At 73.3% G+C, this 21,435-nt stretch carries 14 protein-coding genes; 12 read left to right on the top strand and 2 right to left on the bottom strand.

What is annotated here, in order from left to right; translation table 11 throughout:
• The 3 genes from PUR26_RS31270 (at position 1) to PUR26_RS31260 (ending at position 4,145) form a co-directional block, all read left to right on the top strand.
• Complete coding sequence (locus PUR26_RS31270; RefSeq protein WP_329877676.1) at positions 1-1,419, top strand: NAD(P)/FAD-dependent oxidoreductase; 1,419 nt, start codon at positions 1-3, stop codon at positions 1,417-1,419.
• A gap of 224 nt (positions 1,420-1,643) precedes the next feature.
• Positions 1,644-2,144: a hypothetical protein gene (locus PUR26_RS31265; protein WP_329877674.1), complete on the top strand. Its 501-nt coding sequence runs from the start codon at positions 1,644-1,646 to the stop codon at positions 2,142-2,144.
• A gap of 87 nt (positions 2,145-2,231) precedes the next feature.
• On the top strand, positions 2,232-4,145 hold the full coding sequence (locus PUR26_RS31260) for a chitinase (RefSeq protein WP_443077236.1): 1,914 nt from the start codon (positions 2,232-2,234) through the stop codon (positions 4,143-4,145).
• Here PUR26_RS31260 and PUR26_RS31255 read toward each other — a convergent pair.
• Together PUR26_RS31255 and gabT are read right to left on the bottom strand one after the other, a co-directional pair.
• Entirely contained in the window at positions 4,096-4,878 is a 783-nt protein-coding gene (locus PUR26_RS31255) for a phosphatase PAP2 family protein (protein WP_329877670.1), read from the bottom strand. The genes PUR26_RS31260 and PUR26_RS31255 overlap by 50 nt on opposite strands.
• Before the next feature lie 188 nt (positions 4,879-5,066).
• Positions 5,067-6,410: a 4-aminobutyrate--2-oxoglutarate transaminase gene (gene gabT / locus PUR26_RS31250; RefSeq protein ID WP_329877668.1), complete on the bottom strand. Its 1,344-nt coding sequence runs from the start codon at positions 6,408-6,410 to the stop codon at positions 5,067-5,069.
• A gap of 575 nt (positions 6,411-6,985) precedes the next feature.
• Here gabT and PUR26_RS31245 point away from each other — a divergent pair.
• The 9 genes from PUR26_RS31245 to ispG all read left to right on the top strand — a co-directional run bounded on the left by PUR26_RS31245 (position 6,986) and on the right by ispG (position 21,281).
• A complete protein-coding gene (locus PUR26_RS31245; protein WP_329877666.1) occupies positions 6,986-9,415 on the top strand; it encodes an ATP/GTP-binding protein in 2,430 nt (809 codons plus the stop codon).
• A 104-nt stretch (positions 9,416-9,519) separates the two neighbouring features.
• Complete coding sequence (locus PUR26_RS31240; RefSeq protein ID WP_329877664.1) at positions 9,520-11,082, top strand: PucR family transcriptional regulator; 1,563 nt, start codon at positions 9,520-9,522, stop codon at positions 11,080-11,082.
• Between the two features lie 70 nt (positions 11,083-11,152).
• Positions 11,153-12,157: an EamA family transporter gene (locus PUR26_RS31235; protein WP_329877662.1), complete on the top strand. Its 1,005-nt coding sequence runs from the start codon at positions 11,153-11,155 to the stop codon at positions 12,155-12,157.
• A 142-nt stretch (positions 12,158-12,299) separates the two neighbouring features.
• Positions 12,300-13,745: an aldehyde dehydrogenase family protein gene (locus PUR26_RS31230; RefSeq protein ID WP_329877660.1), complete on the top strand. Its 1,446-nt coding sequence runs from the start codon at positions 12,300-12,302 to the stop codon at positions 13,743-13,745.
• A gap of 160 nt (positions 13,746-13,905) precedes the next feature.
• A complete protein-coding gene (locus PUR26_RS31225; protein WP_329877658.1) occupies positions 13,906-15,843 on the top strand; it encodes an acyl-CoA dehydrogenase family protein in 1,938 nt (645 codons plus the stop codon).
• Between the two features lie 55 nt (positions 15,844-15,898).
• Complete coding sequence (gene aroA, locus PUR26_RS31220; protein WP_329877656.1) at positions 15,899-17,131, top strand: 3-phosphoshikimate 1-carboxyvinyltransferase; 1,233 nt, start codon at positions 15,899-15,901, stop codon at positions 17,129-17,131.
• A gap of 117 nt (positions 17,132-17,248) precedes the next feature.
• On the top strand, positions 17,249-18,499 hold the full coding sequence (dxr, locus tag PUR26_RS31215) for a 1-deoxy-D-xylulose-5-phosphate reductoisomerase (protein WP_329877654.1): 1,251 nt from the start codon (positions 17,249-17,251) through the stop codon (positions 18,497-18,499).
• Entirely contained in the window at positions 18,496-19,794 is a 1,299-nt protein-coding gene (locus tag PUR26_RS31210; protein ID WP_329877652.1) for a M50 family metallopeptidase, read from the top strand. Before dxr ends, PUR26_RS31210 begins: the two co-directional genes overlap by 4 nt.
• A 326-nt stretch (positions 19,795-20,120) precedes the next feature.
• Positions 20,121-21,281 (top strand): flavodoxin-dependent (E)-4-hydroxy-3-methylbut-2-enyl-diphosphate synthase, encoded by a 1,161-nt coding sequence (gene ispG / locus PUR26_RS31205; RefSeq protein ID WP_329877650.1) that lies wholly within the window; start codon positions 20,121-20,123, stop codon positions 21,279-21,281.
• Positions 21,282-21,435: the final 154 nt, after the last annotated feature.

The raw sequence follows: 21,435 nt of genomic DNA, 5'->3' as shown, positions 1-21,435 counted from the left end.
ATGGCCCCAGCTGCCATGCGTAGTGCCGCACACTCACTCTCGGACGCCCAGCCCGTCCCCTTCTGGCTGGAAGACCCCGGCAAGCCCGGCGCCCTGCCCGCGCTCACCGGCACCGAGCACTGCGACCTGCTCGTCGTCGGCGGCGGCTACAGCGGACTGTGGACCGCGCTCCTGGCCAAGGAGCGCGACCCGGGCCGGGACGTCGTCCTGATCGAGGGACGGGAGGCGGGCTGGGCCGCCTCCGGCCGCAACGGCGGGTTCTGCGCCGCCTCCCTCACCCATGGGTTCGGCAACGGGCTGGCCCGCTGGCCGGACGAGCTGGTCAAGCTGGAGGAGCTCGGCGAGCGGAACCTCGACGCGATCGAGGCGGCCGTCGCCGCGTACGGCCTCGACTGCGACTTCCAGCGCACCGGCGAGATCGACGTCGCCACCGAGCCGCACCAGGCCGAGGAGCTCCGCCGGATGTACGAGGCGGCGGACCGGCTCGGTCTGGCGGACGGACTCGACCTCCTCGACCGGGACGCCGTACGCGCCCAGGTCGACTCGCCGACCTTCCTCGGCGGGCTGTGGGACCGGCGCGGCGTCGCCCTGCTGAACCCGGCCAAGCTGGCCTGGGGCCTCAAGCGGGCCTGCCTCGACCTGGGCGTCCGCGTCTACGAGAACACCCGCGGCCTGGACCTGGTCCGGGCGGGGGCGGGGATGGCCGTGCGCACCCCCTACGGCCGCGTCCTCGCCCGGCAGGTCGCACTCGGCACCAACATCTTCCCGTCGCTGGTCAAGCGGATCCGCCCCTACACCGTGCCGGTCTACGACTACGCGCTGATGACCGAACCGCTCACCGCCGGGCAGCTGGAGTCGATCGGCTGGAGGAACCGCCAGGGCCTCGGCGACAGCGCCAACCAGTTCCACTACTTCCGGCTCAGCGCCGACAACCGCATCCTGTGGGGCGGCTACGACGCGATCTACCCGTTCGGCGGCCGGGTCAACGCCGAGCTGGACCAGCGCCCGGAGACGTATCTGACCCTGGCCGAGCACTTCTTCCGCTGCTTCCCCCAGCTGGAGGGGGTGCGTTTCAGCCATGCGTGGGGCGGCGCCATCGACACCTGCTCCCGCTTCTCCGCCTTCTTCGGTACGGCGCACGGCGGCCGGGTCTCGTACGCGGCGGGCTACACCGGCCTGGGCGTGGGCGCCACACGGTTCGGCGCCGATGTGATGCTCGACCTGCTGTCGGGCGAGCGCACCGAGCGCACCGCGCTGAAAATGGTGCGTTCCAAGCCACTGCCCTTCCCGCCCGAGCCGTTCGCCTGGGCGGGCATCGGGCTCACCAAGTGGTCGCTGGCCCGGGCCGACGCGCACGACGGCCGCCGCAATCTGTGGCTGAGGACGATGGACCGGTTCGGTCTCGGCTTCGACAGCTGACGCCGCACCGCCGGGCTGTCGATATGCCGGGCTGCCGATGTGCCGATGTGCCGACCGGCCGCACCGCGGCGGGCGGTTGCGCGCCCGTCGCACGCCCCCTGTGACCCGGTTCACCACCGCGCGACGGCCGAACCGGCGTAAGGAACCGCGCCGGCCCCGCTCTCCCCGTGTGAAGGCACTGTCCGCAGGGGCAGTCACAGACACGGACAGGGAGGCAGTGGGCGATGACTGGTTCGGGGGCTGCGGGGACTTCGGGGGCCAGGGCCGCGGCGGAGTGGCTTGCGTCGGTGGCACCGGACCCCGGCGCCTGCCGGTGGGAGTGGGAGCGGAACCCGACGGGGGTCGCCCTCCTTCCGGCCGGCAGGCGCTGGGACGTGCTGATCACACCCGGGGAGCTCGGCCGTCCGACGCTCGACGTGCTCTCCCGCCTGGTCGGCCGGCCGGGGCCGGTGCTGGTGGACGGCGGGGACGCGCGTATGGGCTTCTTCGTCCCCCCGGGGACGGCGGCGCGCTGGGTCGGTACGGGAGTGCGCGGCGCGGGCCCGGGGACCTGGATCGTCGTGCCGTACCCCGGCCGGGCCGCCGGCGGGGTCCGCTGGCTGATCGCGCCGGACGGCGCCGGGACGCTGACCGACCCGGCGCTGCTGGAGCTGGCGATGCACGAGGCGGTCGGGCACCTGGCGCGGGGGGAGCGTGGGTGCGGAGCGGAGCGCGGCGACCGGTGAGGTGGCGCCAGAGGTCTTGACAACCCCAATTGGTCTGGACCATGTTGTGGCCGCCGCACCTCGACACCCCCACCGCCGGAGGCAGTTGTGGACCGCACCAGACCTCGTACCCCCCGCCGGGCCCGCAGACCCGCCCGTCCGCTCGGGCCCGTGGCCGTCGCCCTGGCGGCCGTACTCGCCGGTGGCGGTCTCGCCGCCTCGGCCCAGACCGCCTCGGCGCAGGCCCCCTCGGCCCGGACCGCGGCGACCTCGACCGTCCTGGCCCCGACCGCCCGTGCGGCCGCCGCCGACGCCGAACTCGTCCGCAACGGCGGTTTCGAGTCCGGGCTCGACGGCTGGAGCTGCACGGCGGGCAGCGGTGCCGTCGTCTCCTCACCCGTCCACGGCGGCACCAAGGCCCTCCAGGCCACGCCCGCGGGCAGCGACAACGCCACGTGCACACAGACCGTCACCGTGAGGCCGAACTCCGACTACACGCTCAGCGGCTGGGTGCGCGGCAGCTACGTCCACCTCGGCGCCACCGGCACCGGGACCACCGACGTCTCCACCTGGACCCAGTCCGCGCCGGACTGGCAGCGCCTGAGCACCACGTTCCGCACCGGCGCGGCCACCACGTCCGTGACCCTCCACACCCACGGCTGGTACGGCACACCCGCCTACCAGGCCGACGACCTGTCGCTGGTGGGGCCGGGCGGCGACCCGGTGCAGCCGCCCGCCGCCCCCGCCGGACTGACCGCGGGCACCGCCACCTCCACCACCGTGCCGCTGAGCTGGAGCCCGGTCTCCGGCGCGACCGGCTACCAGGTCTACCGGGGCGGTGCCAGGACGCAGACGGTGACCGGCACCTCGGCGACCGTCACCGGGCTGACGCCCGCCACCTCGTACAGCTTCCAGGTCGCCGCCGTGAACGCGGCCGGGGAGTCGCCGAAGTCCGCCGCCGTCACCGCGACGACCGCCCCGGGCGGCCAGACCCCGGACCCCGGCCTGCCGGCCCACGCACTCGTCGGCTACCTCCACGCCAGCTTCGCCAACGGCTCCGGCCACACCCGCATGGCCGACGTCCCCGACTCCTGGGACATCATCAACCTGGCCTTCGGCGAACCGACCTCGGTGACCTCGGGCGACATCCGCTTCTCCCTCTGCCCCGCCACCGAGTGCCCCGGCGTCGAGTCCCCGGCCGACTTCAAGGCGGCCATCAAGGCCAAGCAGGCCGCCGGCAAGAAGGTCCTCATCTCCATCGGCGGCCAGAACGGCCAGGTCCAGCTCTCCACCACCGCCGCCCGGGACACCTTCGTCTCGTCCGTCTCGAAGATCATCGACGAATACGGCCTCGACGGCCTCGACATCGACTTCGAGGGCCACTCGCTCTCCCTGAACACCGGGGACACCGACTTCCGCAACCCGACCACCCCGGTCGTCGTCAACCTGATCTCGGCGGTCAGGACCCTCAAGGCGAAGTACGGCTCCGACTTCGTGCTGACCATGGCTCCCGAGACGTTCTTCGTCCAGCTGGGCTACCAGTTCTACGGCTCCGGCCCCTGGGGCGGACAGGACCCGCGCGCGGGCGCCTACCTCCCGGTCATCCACGCCCTGCGCGACGACCTGACCCTGCTGCACGTCCAGGACTACAACTCCGGCCCGATCATGGGCCTGGACAACCAGTACCACTCGATGGGCGGCGCCGACTTCCACATCGCCATGACCGACATGCTGCTCACCGGGTTCCCGGTGGCGGGCGACTCCACCCGGTTCTTCCCGGCGCTGCGCCCGGAGCAGGTCGCCATCGGCCTGCCGGCCTCCACCAACGCGGGCAACGGCCACACCGCCCCCGCCGAGGTGAACAAGGCCCTGGACTGCCTGACCAGAAAGGTCAACTGCGGCACTTACCAGACCCACGGCACCTGGCCCGCCCTGCGCGGCCTGATGACCTGGTCCATCAACTGGGACCGGTTCAACCAGTGGGAGTTCTCGAGGAACTTCGACGCCTACCGATGGAGCTGACCGCCCCCAGCACCAGCACGCACAGGCAGCAGCTGCCCACCACGTCCAGCGGCCAGTGGTAGCCGCGCAGCACCAGGCCGATGCCCGTCGCCACCGTCAGCACCACGGCGACGGGCATCAGGCGTGCCGCCCGGCCGGCCAGCAGGGCGGCCCCGCAGTAGGCCACCATGGCGGTCGCGGTGTGCCCGGAGGGGTAGTAGCCGGTGTCGGCGGTCAGCGGCCCCGGCCGCTCGACGAGCAGTTTCAGCGGCACGACCAGGGCCGGTACGAGCGCCATGGCGAGGCCCGCGTACAGCGCCTGCGCCCGGCGGCCCCGCCACACCGCGTACGCCATCGCGACCGCGAGGGCCGGGAGGGCGACCTGCGGGTTGCCGAGGTCGGCGAAGAGCTCGGCGAGCCGCCGGCTCCCGCGCCCCACCAGGGCGTGTCCCACCCGCTCGTCGAGGCGCGCCAGCGGCCCGCCGACGACGACCTGCCAGGTGATGACCGCGAGGAGCAGGAGCGCGCAGAAGAAGGCCGGCCGCCCAGGAACCGGGGGGGTGGTTCCGGGACGGCCGGCGGGACCGGTGTGCCGCGCGCCCCGGGGGGTGTGGAGCGGGCGGCGATCCGATCGGTGAGGAGTTCCGGAGCCGGGGGCTCCGGTGGTGTGCGCGAGGGCACGGCCAGGACGGGGCTGGGGAGGCTCCGTCCCGGAGTCGCTCGCAGTCCCCTGCGAACGGGGTGTTTCTCTCATCTGCAGAAACCGTACGGCAGAGGCGTGAGGACCGACAGGCGGATCTCCATCCCGCCATCGGCCCCCCACACCTTCTTCACGCTTCACGCGCGGATCCGCTCACAGGGAGTCACGCGTGGCCCCGCGCACGGGCCGGGGGCCTCTCCGCCCCGTTCCCGCGCGGGTGCGCGTACGGGCGCGGACATGGCTCACAGGCCGGCGAAGGCGCTCTCGATGATGTCCAGACCCTCGTTGAGCAGGTCCTCGCCGATGACCAGCGGCGGCAGGAAGCGCAGCACGTTGCCGTAGGTGCCGCAGGTCAGGACCAGCAGGCCCTCGGCGTGGCAGGCCTTCGCCAGCGCACCGGCGGCCTGCGGGTCCGGCTCCTTGGTCGCCGGGTCCTTCACCAGCTCGATCGCGATCATCGCGCCGCGGCCGCGGATGTCACCGATGAGCGAGCCGTTCGGGGCGTTCTTGCGGATCTCGGCGAGGCGGCCCTTCATGACCTCCTCGATGCGCTTGGCCTTGCCGTTGAGGTCGAGCTCCCGCATGGTCTCGATGGCACCCAGCGCACCGGCGCAGGCCACCGGGTTGCCGCCGTAGGTGCCGCCCAGGCCGCCCGCGTGCGGGGCGTCCATGATCTCGGCGCGGCCGGTCACCGCGGCGAGCGGCAGACCGCCCGCGATGCCCTTGGCGGTGGTGATCAGGTCCGGGACGATGCCCTCGTCCTCACAGGCGAACCACTGGCCGGTGCGGCAGAAGCCGGACTGGATCTCGTCCGCGACGAAGACGATGCCGTTGTCCTTGGCGAACTGCGAGACCGCGGGGAGGAAGCCCTTGGCCGGCTCGATGAAGCCGCCCTCGCCGAGCACCGGCTCGATGATGATCGCGGCGACGTTGTCGGCGCCGATCTGCTTGTTGATCTGGTCGATGGCCTGCGCGGCGGCCTCGGGGCCGCAGTTCTCGGCGCCGGTCGGCCAGCGGTAGCCGTAGGCCACCGGAACGCGGTAGACCTCGGGCGCGAACGGGCCGAAGCCGTTCTTGTACGGCATGTTCTTCGCGGTCAGCGCCATCGTCAGGTTCGTACGGCCGTGGTAGCCGTGGTCGAAGACGACGACGGCCTGGCGCTTGGTGTACGCGCGGGCGATCTTCACCGCGTTCTCGACGGCCTCCGCGCCGCTGTTGAACAGCGCCGACTTCTTGGCGTGGTCGCCCGGCGTCAGCTCGGCGAGCTGCTCACAGACCTCGACGTAGCCCTCGTACGGCGTGACCATGAAACACGTGTGCGTGAAGTCGGCGAGCTGGGCGCTCGCGCGGCGCACGACGGCCTCGGCGGAGGCACCCACGGAGGTCACGGCGATACCGGAACCGAAGTCGATCAGGCGGTTGCCGTCGACGTCCTCGATGATGCCGCCACCGGCCCGGGCGGTGAAGACGGGCAGTACGGAGCCCACGCCACCGGCGACCGTGTCGAGACGGCGGGCCTGAAGCTCCTGCGACTTCGGGCCGGGGATGGCGGTGACGACGCGGCGCTCCTGCGGAATTTCGGTCATGCGGGGCTCCTGGGGGTGTTCCGGACGCTGTGACTGTTTCTTCCGCAGGCTAGGCGCGAGGGGCGGTGACAGGCATGCGCCGATCGGGAGTGGTGGGCGCGTCGTCCTTGTCCTCGGCGGACATAGCGACGCCGCCCGGGCCCCGGGGCGGCCGGTCCGGGCCCGGGAGGCTCCGGCTCGCGGAGGCGCCGGGCCGGCCGGAGGGCCGCCCCGGAAGCGATCGCCCCCGGCTCCTCCATCGGCGCGGGGATGTGCCGACGCCGGGTCCGCGGCGACGTGCCCGGCCTCCGCGGCAGGTCCGCCCGCGACGGCGGCCGCACGACGTCCCACCGCTCCCGGTGACGCGGTGCCCCACCGCGCCACCGTGCCATCCCGCCGCGATGTCGTCCGCACCGCGATGTCGTCCAGCCGTGACGCCGTGACGCCGTGACGCCGTGACGCTGTGCCACCGCGCCGCCGGCGGGCGCCATTCCGACGGGCTCCGGTCGGCGTCTCCTGCGGTCAACGGCCGGGCGGGGCACTAGATTGACGGGTGCACAGACGCGCGCGACCTGGCTGCTCAGGGGGCAGGGTTCATGGACACCGACGGTACGTACGACGCACGGGGCACACACGCCGACCACGTGCCGCGCCCGGCCGGGCCGCCACCGCCCGCCGGGGCACCCGCACGCCCGGCCGACCCGCCCGTCGCGCCGCCGCGGGGTGCCCCCGGCGCCCGCACCGCACCGCCGCCGCCCCCCGCCCACGCGCCGGCCACCGGCCCCTCGACGGACCGGTGGCTGCGCGTCGCCCGCCCGGAGGCCGGCGCGGGCGTCTGGCGGTACGGGCACGTGGCGCGGCCCGACGAGGGTCCCGACCCCGCGCGGGTGCGTGCCCTGCGGCTCGGCGCGTCGATCACCCTGCTGATCTGGCTGGTGGTGTGGGCGCTGCTGGCGAGCGGAGCCGTCCCCTACTCGCACATCCCGCTGGTGTTCCTGACCCCGGCCGACTGGTGGGCCTTCGGGAAGCTGCGGGTGGACTACGTCCCGCCGGTCGCCTACGACATCTACTCGCTGTACAACAGCGTCCTCGGCCTGCTCCTCGCCGTCTGGGCGGCCCGTCTGGGCGCCTGGGGCGAGACGCTGCGGGCGCTGTCGGGCCCGCGCTGGCCGCGCGTGCGCACCCTGGTCTCGCTCGCCGGGGCGGCCCTGTGCGCCTGGCTCGTGTGGACCGGCCGGGTGCCCCTGCTGAACATCGTCTTCTCCCTGGTCCCGCTCACCTGGCTGCAGGGCGGCGGTGACCGCTACGCGGCGGCGGGTGTCACCTACACCCTGTACGCGCTCGTCCTGCTGCCGGTCGTGCTGCCGTTCGCCCGCTGGGGCGGCTGGCTCGCCTCCGTCCGGGCCTTCTTCACGCCGCCGGCGGACGCGCCCGTGCGCGAGACCGCGCAACCGGAGGGGCCCTCGCCCGCCGAGTGGCCCGAACTGCGCTCCGCCGGTCACACGGAGGCGGCCGACCGCCTGGCCGACGAGGTGCGCGCGGGCCGCATGAGCGACGTGGACTGCGTCCGCATCCGCCGGGCCTGGTACGCCTCCCAGGCCAGCCCCACCCGGCGGGCGGCGTTCGCCGACGCCGTCGCCCGTACGGGCGCGGCGGCCTGCGCCCACCCGTCCGGAGCCCGGGACCTCCCCGTACGCACCGCGACCCACGACCTGCTGACCGGCCAGCTGCGGATCGGCACGTACGCGGACGACGCCCGCAACCCGTACGGAAGCCGGGGCGCGGGCGCCGCGCTCGAACCCGGACTCCTCGGCACCTCCCTGCTGGCCGTCGGCCCCTCCGGGTCCGGCAAGACGCGCCGCCTGGTCCGTCCCGTCGCCGAGGCCCTCGGTCTCCAGGCGCTCACCGGGCAGGCCGCGCTCGTCGTGGTGTGCGCCGCCGGAGCGCCCCTGGGGTCCGACGACGCCTATGACGTGGTGATCAAAGTCGGTGACCCGGCCTCCGGCCACGACCTCGACCTCTACGGCGGCGCCAAGGACGCCGACGAGGCCGCCGCCCTTCTCGCCGAGGGCCTGGCCGGCGACCTCCCGGACATGGGGCGCCGCCGCGCCGCCACCGCGCTCGCCCAGCTGCTCGGCCCCTTCCACGCGGCGTACGGACGCTTCCCCGGCGTGGCGGAACTGCGCGAACTGCTCGACGGGGTCCCGGAGCGGCTGGCCGGGCTGCGCGCGGCCCTGGAGGCCGGCGCCCACGAGGTGATGCTGCGCGAGCTGTCCGCGCGCGAACGCCAGTCGGGCACCCCCGGCGACCCCGGCCTGACGCTCGCCGACCGGATCGCCCTGCTGGACCGGCCCGCGTTCAGCTCCTTCTTCGACACCACCGGCACCACCAGCCCCTTCTCCCTGCGTGCCCTGGAGCACCCGGTCCGGGTCCGCGTCGACCTGCCGGAACGCGGCCACACCGAGGCGTCCCGACTGCTCGCCCGCCTCCTGCTGGCCCAGTTCGAGGCGGCCGCCACGGCCCGCGCCGACCGGTCGCTCTTCGCCTGCCTGGTCCTGGACGACGCGACCTGGACCCTGACCGCCGAGACCGTCCGGGGGCTGCAGGGACTGCGGTCGGCGAACGCGGGCGTCGTGCTGACCCTCCGCACGCTGGCCGACGTGCCGGAGGAGCTGCGGGCCGCGCTGCTCGGGGCGGTGGGCTGCCGGATGACCTTCTCCGGGGTGACGACCTGGGACAGCCAGTACTTCGCCGAGGCGTGGGGCACGACCTGGGTGGAGACGAGGGACGTCACCGAACGCGCCGTCTTCGCCGACCAGCCGCTGACCCGGGCGATGCACGCGCTGCGCAAGGTGGTCACCGGCAAGGAGGTCGTACGCAACGCCGTCACCGTCCGGGAGGTCGAGCGGCAGCGCTGGTCCGCCTCGGACCTGGCCCACGGTGTGCCCGCCGGGCACGCGGTGCTGTCCCTGACGGGGGTGCGGGGCGAGCTGACCCCGCCGCTCCTGGTGGATCTGCGGAGCTGAAGGAGGCCGGTACGCGCTGTCGTGCCTGTCGTACGTGCTGGCAGAATTGAGGGGCGCCGTTCATACGGGACGGCGAAATCCCCTTTGTGAAGGCCGACGGTCCCATGCCGCCCACGCTCGCCTCGCTCGTCCAGCACTCGGCGCTCAAGCTCACCGTGCGCGCGGGTGAGGGCAGTCTCGACACGCCCGTGCGCTGGGCCCACGTCAGCGAGCTCGCCGACCCCGTCCCGTACATGGAGGGCGGCGAGCTGCTGCTCATCACCGCCATGACGCTGGACGCCGAGGACGGCGAGGCGATGCGCCGCTATGTGCGGCGGCTGGTGGGCGCGGGCGTCGTCGGGCTGGGATTCGCCGTCGGCGTCAACTACGACGAGGTCCCGCAGGCGCTGGTGGACGCCGCCAGGGAAGAGGGCCTTCCGCTGCTGGAGGTCCCCAGGCGTACGCCGTTCCTGGCCATCTCCAAGGCGGTGTCCGCCGCGATCGCCGCCGATCAGTACCGGTCGGTGACGGCCGGCTTCGAGGCGCAGCGCGAGCTGACGCGGGCGGCGCTGGCCGAGGGACCGGACGCGGTGCTGGCGCGGCTCGCCGCGCACGTCGACGGCTGGGCGGCGCTCTACGACGCCTCGGGCGCGGTGCTCGCCGCGGCACCGGAGTGGGCCGCCCGGCGGGCCGCCCGGCTCACCGGGGACGTGGAGCGGCTGCGGGAGCGCCCGGCCCCGGCGAGCGCGGTCGTCGGCGGTACGGAGGACCGGGTGGAGCTCCAGTCGCTGGGCAGCGGACGGCGGGTGCGCGGCGCGCTGGCGGTCGGCACGGAGGCGCCCCTCGGCACCGCCGAGCGGTACGCGGTGCACTCGGCCATAGCCCTGCTCACCCTCACCACCGAGCGTTCCCGCTCCCTCCAGGCGGCCGAGCAGCGGCTGGGTGCCGCGGTGCTGCGGATGATGCTCTCGGGGCAGCCGGACCACGCCCGCGCGGTCGCCGGAGATCTGTACGGCGGGCTGCTCGACGCTCCTTTCCGGCTGCTGATAGCCGAGGCGGCGGGCGAGCGCGACCCGGCCGGGGAACCGCCTCTCCAGTCCCTCGCCGAGGCCCTGGAAGCGGCGGCCGCGCGGGCGGGCGAGGCCGTACTGGCGGTGCCGGAGGGCGAAGAGCGCCTGGTGGTGCTGGCGGGGGACGGGGGAGCCGTGGTGGCGGCCTGCGAAGCGTACGCGGAGAGGAAGACGGAGGAGGCCGAGCTCGTCATCGGCCTCTCGGCACCGACCGGGCCGATCGCGGCCGCGGCCGCGTACAAGCAGGCCGAGCAGGCCCTCTCGGTCGCCCGCAGGCGAGGCCGGGCGCTGGTCGAGCACGAGGAGCTGGCCGCCGGTTCGGTGCTGCCGCTGCTCGCGGACGACGCGGTCCGGGCGTTCGCCGACGGCATGCTGCGGGCGCTGTACGAGCACGACGCGACCGGCCGGGGCGACCTGGTCGCCTCGCTGCGCGCCTGGCTCTCGCGCCACGGCCAGTGGGACGCGGCGGCGGCGGACCTCGGCGTGCACCGCCACACACTGCGCTACCGCATGCGACGTGTCGAGGAGATCCTGGGCCGCTCGCTGGACGACCCGGACGCCCGGATGGAGCTCTGGCTGGCGCTGAAGGCGACAGGTGACACTCCCCGGCCTCTCTAAGCCCTGCTTCCTGCCCGATTCCGGGCAAAATCTTTGATATTCAGGGGTCCCGCTCCCTAGTCTCCTGAGCATGACAACCCCTTCCCCCGGGCCGGCGTCCGGCGCGCCCGCCTCCGCCGCCGGTCTGCCGCCGTCCACGCCCGCCCCCGCCGACGGCGTCCGGCCCGCCCGCCCCACGCCCCCCGGCCGCCGGATCGGCGGTGCCGTATGGGGCGCCCTGGTGATCGTGTACGTCGTGTGGGGCTCCACCTACCTGGGGATCAGCGTCGTCGTCGAGACCATGCCGCCCTTCCTCTCCGCCGGTGTCCGGTTCGTCATCGCCGGGGTGCTGCTCGCCGGGCTGGTCGCCTGGCGCCAGGGGCCTGCCGCGCTCAGGGTGAACCGGGCCCAGCTGGCGTCCGCCTCGGTGGTCGGTCTGCTGCTCCTGCTCGGGGGGAACGGGTTCGTCGTCCTCGCCGAGACGACGGTGCCGTCGGGGCTCACCGCGCTGCTCATCGCCGTCGTCCCCGCCTGGGTGGTGCTCCTGCGCACCGTGGCCGGCGAGAGGCCGGGCCTCGGCGCGTACTCCGGCGTCCTGCTCGGGCTCGCCGGACTCGCCGTGCTCACCCTCCCCGGGCTCAGCGGCGACGTCCGCCTGGGCGGCGTGCTCACGGTGATCGCGGCGACCGTCATGTGGTCGGCCGGCTCGTTCTCGTCGTCGCGGATCCCGATGCCCGCCAACCCCTTCGCGGCCAGCGCCTACGAGATGGTGGCCGGCGGCATCGGCTGTCTGCTCCTCGGGCTCTTCCGGGGCGAGCAGCACGGCCTGGACGTGGGTGCCGTCTCCACCCGCTCCTGGGTCGCCTTCGCCTATCTGGTCGTCTTCGGCTCGCTGATCGCCTTCACGGCGTACGCCTGGCTTCTCCAGCGGGCGCCGCTCTCCCTCGTCGCGACCTACGCCTACGTCAATCCCGTCGTCGCGGTCGTCCTCGGCGCGCTGATCCTCGACGAGGCGGTGACCTGGCCGATCGTGCTCGGCGGCGCGGTCGTCGTCGCCGGGGTCTGTCTGATCGTCAGTACGGAGAGGCGTTCCTGAGCCGGCCCGGGATCTGCCGGAACGGCGGATCCCGGTCGTGGACCACTCCATCCCGGACAAGCGACCGCCCGCCGTCCCGGCCCTACGGTGTGAACCGGGACAACCCCCACTCGGATCAACTGTGAAAGGGCCGGGAATCGCGATGACCGCCACCCACGCCTTCTGGCTCGCCGGCCGCCAGGCCACCGGCGAGACCACCTTCGACGTCACCTCCCCCTGGGACGGCCGCCTCGTCGGCAAGGTCGGTGTGCCCAGCGAGGCGCAGGTCGAAGAGGCCGTGGCCGCCGCGCACGCCGTCGTGGACGAGTTCGCGGCGACCCCCGCCCATGTCCGCGCCGCCGCCCTGGACCACGTGTCGAAGCGGCTCGTCGAGCGCACCGAGGAGATCGCCCAGCTGATCTCCGCCGAGAACGGCAAGCCCATCAAGTGGGCCCGCGGCGAGGTCGGCCGCGCCGTGTCGGTGTTCCGGTTCGCCGCTGAGGAGGCCCGGCGCTTCAACGGCGGCGAGGCCCAGCGCCTCGACACCGACGCCGGCGGCACCGGCCGTCTCGCCCTCACCCGCCGGATCCCCAAGGGCGTCGTCCTCGGCATCGCGCCGTTCAACTTCCCGCTGAACCTCAGCGCCCACAAGGTGGCACCGGCCATCGCCGTCGGCGCCCCGATCATCCTCAAGCCCGCCCCGGCCACCCCCATCTCCTCCCTGATCCTGGGCGAGCTGCTGGCCGAGACCGAGCTGCCGGCCGGCTCCTGGTCCGTCCTGCCGGTCCCCAACGACCGCATGCCCGCCCTCGTCCAGGACGAGCGCCTCCCGGTGATCTCCTTCACCGGCTCCGGCCCGGTCGGCTACGCGATCATGGACTCGGTGCCGCGCAAGCACTGCACCCTCGAACTCGGCGGCAACGGCGCGGCCGTCGTGCTCGCCGACTGGGCGACCGAGGCGGACCTGGACTGGGCGGCGACCCGCATCGCCACCTTCTCCAACTACCAGGGCGGCCAGTCCTGCATCTCGGTGCAGCGGGTGATCGCCGACGCGTCCGTGTACGACCGGCTGCTGCCGAAGATCGTCGCCGCCGTCGAGGCCCAGGTCACCGGTGACCCCTCCGACTCCGCCACCGACGTGGGCCCGCTGGTCAGCGAGGACGCCGCCAAGCGGGTCGAGTCCTGGGTCGACGAGGCCGTCAGGGCCGGCGCGAGCCTGCTCGCCGGCGGCAAGCGCGAGGGCGCCGCCTACGCGCCCACCGTGCTCGCCGACGTGCCCGCCGATGTCACCCTCGCCTCCGAGGAGGTCTTCGGCCCGGTCCTCACCGTGCAGAAGGCGGAGGGCGAGGCCGAGGCGTTCGCCGCGGTCAACAGCTCCAAGTACGGCCTCCAGGCCGGCGTCTTCACCCACGACCTCCAGACCGCCTTCCGCGCCCACCGCGCCCTGGAGGTCGGCGGCGTGATCATCGGTGACGTCCCGTCCTACCGTGCCGACCAGATGCCGTACGGCGGCGCCAAGCAGTCCGGTGTCGGACGCGAGGGCGTGCGGTACGCGATGGACGACTACACGTACGAGCGCGTGCTGGTCCTGACGGGCCTCGCCCTCTGACCCGACGTCACCCGTACGGCCGAGCCGGCGGCCGGAGCCCACTGTGCGGGGGCTCCGGCCGCCTTTTCGTACCCGTCGGAATCGGGTAATACGGTCACGTAGACCGACCGGTAGGACCACCGGCCGGCCGCCCCCGATCCCGCGGCGAGGTGAGCCCCACATGTCCGGCCCCCACCACAAGCCAAGAGTCTCCGAGCGCGAAGCCCGCCAGGTCGCCGAGGCCGCCCGAGAACAGAACTGGCGCAAACCCAGTTTCGCCAAGGAGCTGTTCCTCGGCCGCTTCCGCCTCGACCTCATCCACCCCCACCCGCTGCCCGCCGCCGAGGACGTCCAGCGCGGCGAGGAGTTCCTCGCCAAGCTGCGGGACTTCTGCGAAACGAAGATCGACGGGGCGCGCATCGACCGCGAGGCCCTGATCCCCGACGCGGTGATCGACGGGGTCAAGGAACTCGGCGCCCTCGGCATGAAGATCGACACCAAGTACGGGGGCCTCGGCCTCACCCAGGTGTACTACAACAAGGCCCTGGCCCTGGTGGGCTCCGCGAGCCCGGCCCTCGGCGCGCTGCTCTCCGCCCATCAGTCGATCGGCGTACCCCAGCCGCTGAAGATCTTCGGCACCCAGGAGCAGAAGGACACCTTCCTGCCGCGCCTGGCCCGCACCGACATCTCCGCCTTCCTGCTCACCGAGCCGGACGTCGGATCGGACCCGGCCCGCCTGGCCACCACCGCCGTCCCCGACGGCGACGACTACGTCCTGGACGGCGTGAAGCTGTGGACCACCAACGGAGTGGTCGCCGACCTCCTCGTCGTCATGGCGCGCGTCCCCCGGTCCGAGGGGCACAAGGGAGGCATCACCGCCTTCGTCGTCGAAGCGGGCTCGCCCGGCATCACCGTCGAGAACCGCAACTCCTTCATGGGCCTGCGCGGCCTGGAGAACGGCGTCACCCGCTTCCACCAGGTCCGCGTCCCCGCCGCCCACCGCATCGGCCCCGAGGGCTCGGGCCTCAAGATCGCCCTGACCACCCTCAACACCGGCCGGCTCTCCCTGCCCGCCATGTGCGCGGGCGCCGGCAAGTGGTGCCTCAAGATCGCCCGCGAGTGGACCGCCGTACGCGAGCAGTGGGGCAAGCCGGTGGCCCTGCACGAGGCCGTCGGAGCCAAGATCTCCTTCATCGCCGCCACCACCTTCGCCCTCGAAGCCGTCCTCGACCTGTCCAGCCAGATGGCCGACGAGGACCGCAACGACATCCGCATCGAGGCAGCCCTCGCCAAGCTGTACGGCTCCGAGATGGCCTGGCTCATGGCCGACGAGCTCGTCCAGATCCGCGGCGGCCGCGGCTACGAGACCGCCGACTCGCTCGCCGCCCGCGGCGAACGGGCCGTCCCCGCCGAACAGCTCCTGCGCGACATGCGGATCAACCGCATCTTCGAGGGCTCCACCGAGATCATGCACCTGCTGATCGCCCGGGAAGCCGTCGACGCCCACCTCTCGGTGGCCGGCGACATCATCGACCCGGACAAGTCCCTCGGCGACAAGGCCAGGGCGGGCGCCCAGGCAGGCGCCTTCTACGCCCGCTGGCTGCCGAAACTGGTCGCCGGCCCCGGTCAGCTGCCGCGCTCGTACGGCGAGTTCCACCCGGCGGGCCACGCCGATCTCTCCCCGCACCTGCGCTACGTCGAGCGCTCCGCACGCAGGCTCGCCCGCGCGACCTTCATGGGCATGGCCCGCTGGCAGGGCCGCATGGAGACCAAGCAGGGCTTCCTCGGACGGATCGTCGACATCGGCGCCGAACTCTTCGCGATGAGCGCCGCCTGCGTACGGGCCGAGATGCTGCGCACCTCCGGGGACCACGGCCATGAGGCCTACCAGCTCGCGGACGCCTTCTGCCGCCAGTCCCGGCTGCGCGCCGAAGAACTCTTCGGCAGGCTCTGGAGCAACACCGACGACCTCGACCGCACGGTCGTCAGGAACGTCCTGGCCGGCCGCTACACCTGGCTGGAGGAGGGCGTCCTCGACGCCAGCGGCGACGGTCCCTGGATCGCCGACGCCACACCGGGGCCGTCCACCCGCGAGAACGTGCACCGCCCCATCCGGTGACCATGTCGTGAGACGCCCGGCGCCCGTCCCGCCCCGCGCGGCAGGATGGGCGCCCGTGACCGTCATCGACATCCCCGGCTCCAAGTCCGTCACCGCCCGCGCGCTCTTCCTGGCCGCCGCGGCGAACGGCACGACCACCCTCGCCCGCCCGCTCGTCTCCGACGACACCGAGGGCTTCTCCGAGGGCCTGATCCGCCTCGGGTACACGGTCGAGCGCGCCCCCGGAGCCTGGCGCGTCACCGGCCGCCCGGCCGGGCCCGCCGCGAGCGTCGCCGACGTCCACTGCCGGGACGGCGCCACCACCGCCCGCTTCCTGCCGGCCCTCGCCGCCGCCGGGCACGGCGACTTCCGGTTCGACGCGTCCCCGCAGATGCGCCGCCGCCCGCTCGGCCCGCTCACCGAGGCCCTGCGCACCCTCGGCGTCGACCTGCGCCACGAGGAGGCCGAGGGCCACCACCCGCTGCGGATCGCCGCGGCGGGCATCAGGGGCGGCGACCTCACCCTGGACGCCGGCCAGTCGTCGCAGTACCTCACCGCGCTGCTCATGCTGGGCCCCCTCACCGCCGAGGGCCTGCGGATCACCGTCACGGACCTGGTCTCGGAGCCGTACATCGGGATCACCCTCGCCATGATGCGGGCCTTCGGCGCCGAGCCGGCCCGCGAGGGCGCGGTCTTCACCGTCCCGCCCGGCGGATACCGCGCCACCGCCTACCCGGTCGAGCCCGACGCCTCCACCGCGAGCTACTTCTTCGCCGCCGCCGCGCTCACCGGCCGCGAGGTCACCGTGCCCGGCCTCGGAGCCGGCGCCCTCCAGGGCGATCTGCGCTTCGTCGACGTCCTGCGCCGCATGGGGGCCGACGTCGACATCGCGGCGGACCGCACCACCGTCCGGGGACGCGGACGGCTGCGCGGACTCACCGTCACCATGCGGGACATCTCGGACACCATGCCGACGCTCGCCGCCATCGCCCCCTTCGCGGACGGACCCGTCCGCATCGAGGACGTCGCCAACACCCGCGTCAAGGAGTGCGACCGGCTGGAGGCGTGCGCCGGGAACCTGCGCCGGCTCGGCATCACCGTCGCCACCGGACCCGACTGGATCGAGATCCTGCCCGGCACCCCGCGTCCGGCCACGATCGCCACCCACGGAGACCACCGGATCGTCATGTCCTTCGCGGTCACCGGCCTGCGCACCCCCGGCATCGACTTCGACGACCCGGGCTGCGTCCGCAAGACCTTCCCGGCCTTCCACCACGTGTTCGAGGAGTTCCGCCGCAGCGCCGGCTGAGCCGCCGCCCGACCCGGGCCCGGTCCCACGAGGCCCCGGGCGGCCGGGGGGACGGCGAGCCACCGTCCGGCGGAGGCCGTGTCGGGGCGCTTCGCGGATGCGGCGAGAATGGGGGGCATGAGCGACAGTCCAGCCCCTCTCGCAGACCCGCACATCGCCTTCGATCCGGCCGAAGGCCGCCGGGACATCGTCGTCCTCGGCTCCACCGGGTCCATCGGCACCCAGGCCATCGACCTGGTCCTGCGCAACCCCGACCGGTTCCGCGTCACCGCGCTGTCCGCCGCCGGCGGCCGGGTGGAGCTCCTCGCGGAGCAGGCCCACCGGCTCCGGGCGGGGACGGTCGCGGTCGCCCGGGAGGACGCGGTGCCCGCGCTGCGGGAGGAACTGGCCCGGCGGTACGGCACCGAGCCCCAGCCGGAGATCCTGGCCGGACCCGACGCGGCCACCCGGCTCGCCGCCTCCGAATGCCACACCGTGCTCAACGGCATCACCGGATCCATCGGCCTCGCGCCCACCCTCGCCGCCCTGGAGGCAGGGCGCACCCTGGCCCTCGCCAACAAGGAGTCGCTGATCGTCGGCGGCCCCCTGGTGAAGGAGCTGGCCAAGCCCGGCCAGATCATCCCGGTGGACTCCGAGCACGCCGCGCTGTTCCAGGCGCTGGCCGCCGGCACCCGCGCCGACGTGCGCAAGCTCGTGGTCACCGCGTCCGGAGGCCCCTTCCGGGGCCGCACCCGTGCGGAACTGGCCGACGTCACCCGCGAGGACGCCCTGGCGCACCCCACCTGGGCCATGGGCCCGGTGATCACGGTCAACAGCGCCACCCTCGTCAACAAGGGCCTGGAGGTGATCGAGGCCCACCTCCTCTACGACATCCCGTTCGACCGCATCGAGGTCGTCGTCCACCCCCAGTCGTACGTCCACTCCATGGTGGAGTTCACCGACGGCTCGACACTGGCCCAGGCCACCCCGCCCGACATGCGCGGTCCGATCGCCATCGGCATCGGCTGGCCCGAGCGGGTCCCGGACGCGGCCCCGGCCTTCGACTGGACCACCGCCTCCACCTGGGAGTTCTTCCCGCTGGACACCGAGGCCTTCCCCGCGGTGGCGCTCGCCCGGCACGTCGGCGAGCTGGGCGGCACGGCCCCGGCGGTGTTCAACGCGGCGAACGAGGAGTGTGTTGAGGCGTTTCTCGCCGGCCGGCTGCCCTTCAACGGCATCATGGACACGGTCACCGCGGTCGTCGCGGAGCACGGCGTGCCGGACCCGGGAACTTCGCTGACGGTCGCGGACGTCCTGGAGGCGGAGACCTGGGCACGCGCCCGGGCCCGTGAACTTGCAGCGAAGGCAACCGCGGAGGCGCGCGCATGACGATTCTGTTGGCGATCATCGGGATCGCGATCTTCGCCGTCGGGCTGCTGATCTCGATCGCCTGGCACGAGCTCGGCCACCTCTCCACCGCCAAGCTCTTCGGCATCCGGGTCCCGCAGTACATGGTCGGTTTCGGCCCGACCATCTGGTCGCGGCACAAGGGCGAGACCGAGTACGGGATCAAGGCCATCCCGGCCGGCGGCTACATCCGCATGATCGGGATGTTCCCGCCGGGGCAGGACGGCCGGATCGAGGCCCGCTCGACCTCCCCGTTCCGCGGCATGATCGAGGACGCCCGTTCGGCCGCCTACGAGGAGCTCCGGCCGGGCGACGAGACGCGGCTCTTCTACACGCGCGAGCCGTGGAAGCGCGTCATCGTCATGTTCGCCGGCCCCTTCATGAACCTGATCCTCGCCGTCGCCATCTTCCTCGGCGTCTCGATGACCTTCGGCCAGGCGATGCAGACGACCGAGGTCGCCGGGGTCCCCAAGTGCGTCATCGCGCAGAGCGAGAAGCGCGAGACCTGCGCGAAGACCGACCCCGTCTCGCCCGCCTACGCGGCCGGGATGAGGACGGGCGACCGGATCGTCGCGTTCAACGGCGAGCGGGTCGACGACTGGGGCACCCTCTCCGACCGCATCCGCGAGACGACCGGGCCCGCCACCGTCACCGTGGAACGCGGCGGCGAGGAACTGGTCCTCCACGCGACCCTCGCCAAGAACCTGGTCGGCAAGAAGGACGAGAACGGGCGCAGCGTGCCCGGCTACGTCACCGCCGGCTACCTGGGCTTCGCCTCGAAGACGGAGATCGCGCCGCTGACGTTCGGCCAGTCCGTGGAGGCCATGGGCGACACGTTCGAGAACGGCGTCCACGCGGTCGTCGCGCTGCCCTCCAAGGTCCCCGACCTGTGGAACGCGGCCTTCGGGGACGGCGAGCGCAAGGCCGACTCCCCGGTGGGCGTGGTGGGCGCCGCGCGCATCAGCGGCGAGGTCATGAACCTGGACGTCCCGAGCGAGAACATCGTCGCGACGCTCCTGATGGTCCTCGCCACGTTCAACCTCTCGCTGTTCCTCTTCAACATGCTGCCGCTGCTCCCGCTGGACGGCGGCCACATCGCGGGCGCCCTGTGGGAGTCGCTGCGCCGGAAGGTGGCCAAGGTCTTCCGGCGGCCCGACCCGGGCCCCTTCGACGTCGCCAAGCTGATGCCGGTCGCCTATGTGGTGGCGGGAGTCTTCATCTGTTTCACGCTGCTCGTGCTGGTGGCCGACATCGTCAACCCGGTGAAGATCACCTAGCGGCGCCACGCCGCACGAGGAAGAACACCGTACGGCGTGGATGACGTACGGCGAACCCCGTATGACGGGCGTCGTACGACGTCCGAACGCTCCCCGAGCACGAACGCGGCCGGGCGCACCGAGCGCCCGGCCGTTCCCCGTGCGCCGGCCGTGCACCGGGCGTGCGCCGGCCGGCCCGGCGGGGGCGCGGCCGGGCGCGACCCGGGCGCGACCCGGCCCCGCGCCGACCGGCGCGATGTGCTCGGCGCGGCGGCGGAGCTGTAACCTCGGAGCCTGGAGCCCGCCGATCTCGGGACCTCGATCCACACCTTGGGGTTGCACAGCAGATGACCGCGATTTCTCTCGGTATCCCGTCCGTTCCGACCAAGCTCGCCGACCGCAGGGTGAGCCGCAGGATCCAGGTCGGTTCGGTGGCCGTCGGTGGCGACGCACCCGTGTCGGTGCAGTCGATGACGACGACCAGGACCTCGGACATCGGTGCCACGTTGCAGCAGATCGCGGAGCTGACCGCGTCGGGCTGCCAGATCGTGCGGGTGGCGTGCCCCACGCAGGACGACGCGGACGCGCTCGCCACGATCGCCCGCAAGTCCCAGATCCCGGTGATCGCCGACATCCACTTCCAGCCGAAGTACGTGTTCGCCGCCATCGACGCCGGCTGCGCGGCGGTCCGGGTCAACCCGGGCAACATCAAGCAGTTCGACGACAAGGTGCGCGAGATCGCCAAGGCCGCCGGGGACGCGGGCGTGCCGATCCGGATCGGTGTCAACGCGGGTTCGCTCGACCGCCGCCTGCTGGAGAAGTACGGCAAGGCGACGCCCGAGGCGCTCGTCGAGTCCGCGCTGTGGGAGGCGTCGCTCTTCGAGGAGCACGGCTTCGGCGACATCAAGATCTCCGTCAAGCACAACGACCCCGTGGTCATGGTCAACGCCTACCGCCAGCTGGCGGCGCAGAGCGACTACCCGCTGCACCTGGGCGTGACGGAGGCCGGACCGGCCTTCCAGGGGACGATCAAGTCCGCCGTGGCGTTCGGCGCGCTGCTGGCTGAGGGCATCGGCGACACGATCCGGGTCTCGCTGTCGGCCCCGCCGGCGGAGGAGGTCAAGGTCGGCATCCAGATCCTCGAAGCGCTCAATCTGCGCCAGCGCCGTCTGGAGATCGTCTCGTGCCCCTCGTGCGGGCGTGCCCAGGTCGACGTGTACAAGCTCGCCGACCAGGTCAGCGCCGGTCTGGAGGGCATGGAGGTGCCGCTGCGGGTCGCCGTGATGGGCTGTGTCGTCAACGGCCCCGGCGAGGCGCGCGAGGCCGACCTGGGTGTGGCGTCCGGCAACGGCAAGGGCCAGATCTTCGTGAAGGGCGAGGTCATCAAGACGGTGCCCGAGTCCAAGATCGTCGAAACCCTGATCGAGGAGGCGATGAAGATCGCCGAGCAGATGGAGAAGGACGGCGTCGCCTCCGGCGCCCCCGTGGTCACCGCCGCCGGCGAGTGAGCCCGGCCGGCCGGCACCGCGCCGCCGGCCCGGCCGTCCCCCGTGTTTCCCCAGGCCCCGCCACGCGTTCCGTGGCGGGGCCTCGTGGCCGGCCGTCCCCGGTGGGGGCCTGGCGCTGTCCCGACACATACGCGGCGACGCCAGGTACAGTGCC

Origin of the sequence: Streptomyces sp. SP18CS02, assembly GCF_036322365.1 — a bacterium.
GTDB lineage: Bacteria > Actinomycetota > Actinomycetes > Streptomycetales > Streptomycetaceae > Streptomyces.
This window is presented reverse-complemented; position numbering and strand designations above follow the sequence as displayed.

Coding starts and splice junctions, on each gene's coding strand:
- PUR26_RS31270 (WP_329877676.1), top strand. CDS start 1: ATGGCCCCAGCTGCCATGCGTAGTGCCGCACACTCACTCTCGGACGCC.
- PUR26_RS31265 (WP_329877674.1), top strand. CDS start 1,644: ATGACTGGTTCGGGGGCTGCGGGGACTTCGGGGGCCAGGGCCGCGGCG.
- PUR26_RS31255 (WP_329877670.1), bottom strand. CDS start 4,878: ATGAGAGAAACACCCCGTTCGCAGGGGACTGCGAGCGACTCCGGGACG.
- gabT (WP_329877668.1), bottom strand. CDS start 6,410: ATGACCGAAATTCCGCAGGAGCGCCGCGTCGTCACCGCCATCCCCGGC.
- PUR26_RS31245 (WP_329877666.1), top strand. CDS start 6,986: ATGGACACCGACGGTACGTACGACGCACGGGGCACACACGCCGACCAC.
- PUR26_RS31240 (WP_329877664.1), top strand. CDS start 9,520: ATGCCGCCCACGCTCGCCTCGCTCGTCCAGCACTCGGCGCTCAAGCTC.
- PUR26_RS31235 (WP_329877662.1), top strand. CDS start 11,153: ATGACAACCCCTTCCCCCGGGCCGGCGTCCGGCGCGCCCGCCTCCGCC.
- PUR26_RS31230 (WP_329877660.1), top strand. CDS start 12,300: ATGACCGCCACCCACGCCTTCTGGCTCGCCGGCCGCCAGGCCACCGGC.
- PUR26_RS31225 (WP_329877658.1), top strand. CDS start 13,906: ATGTCCGGCCCCCACCACAAGCCAAGAGTCTCCGAGCGCGAAGCCCGC.
- dxr (WP_329877654.1), top strand. CDS start 17,249: ATGAGCGACAGTCCAGCCCCTCTCGCAGACCCGCACATCGCCTTCGAT.
- PUR26_RS31210 (WP_329877652.1), top strand. CDS start 18,496: ATGACGATTCTGTTGGCGATCATCGGGATCGCGATCTTCGCCGTCGGG.
- ispG (WP_329877650.1), top strand. CDS start 20,121: ATGACCGCGATTTCTCTCGGTATCCCGTCCGTTCCGACCAAGCTCGCC.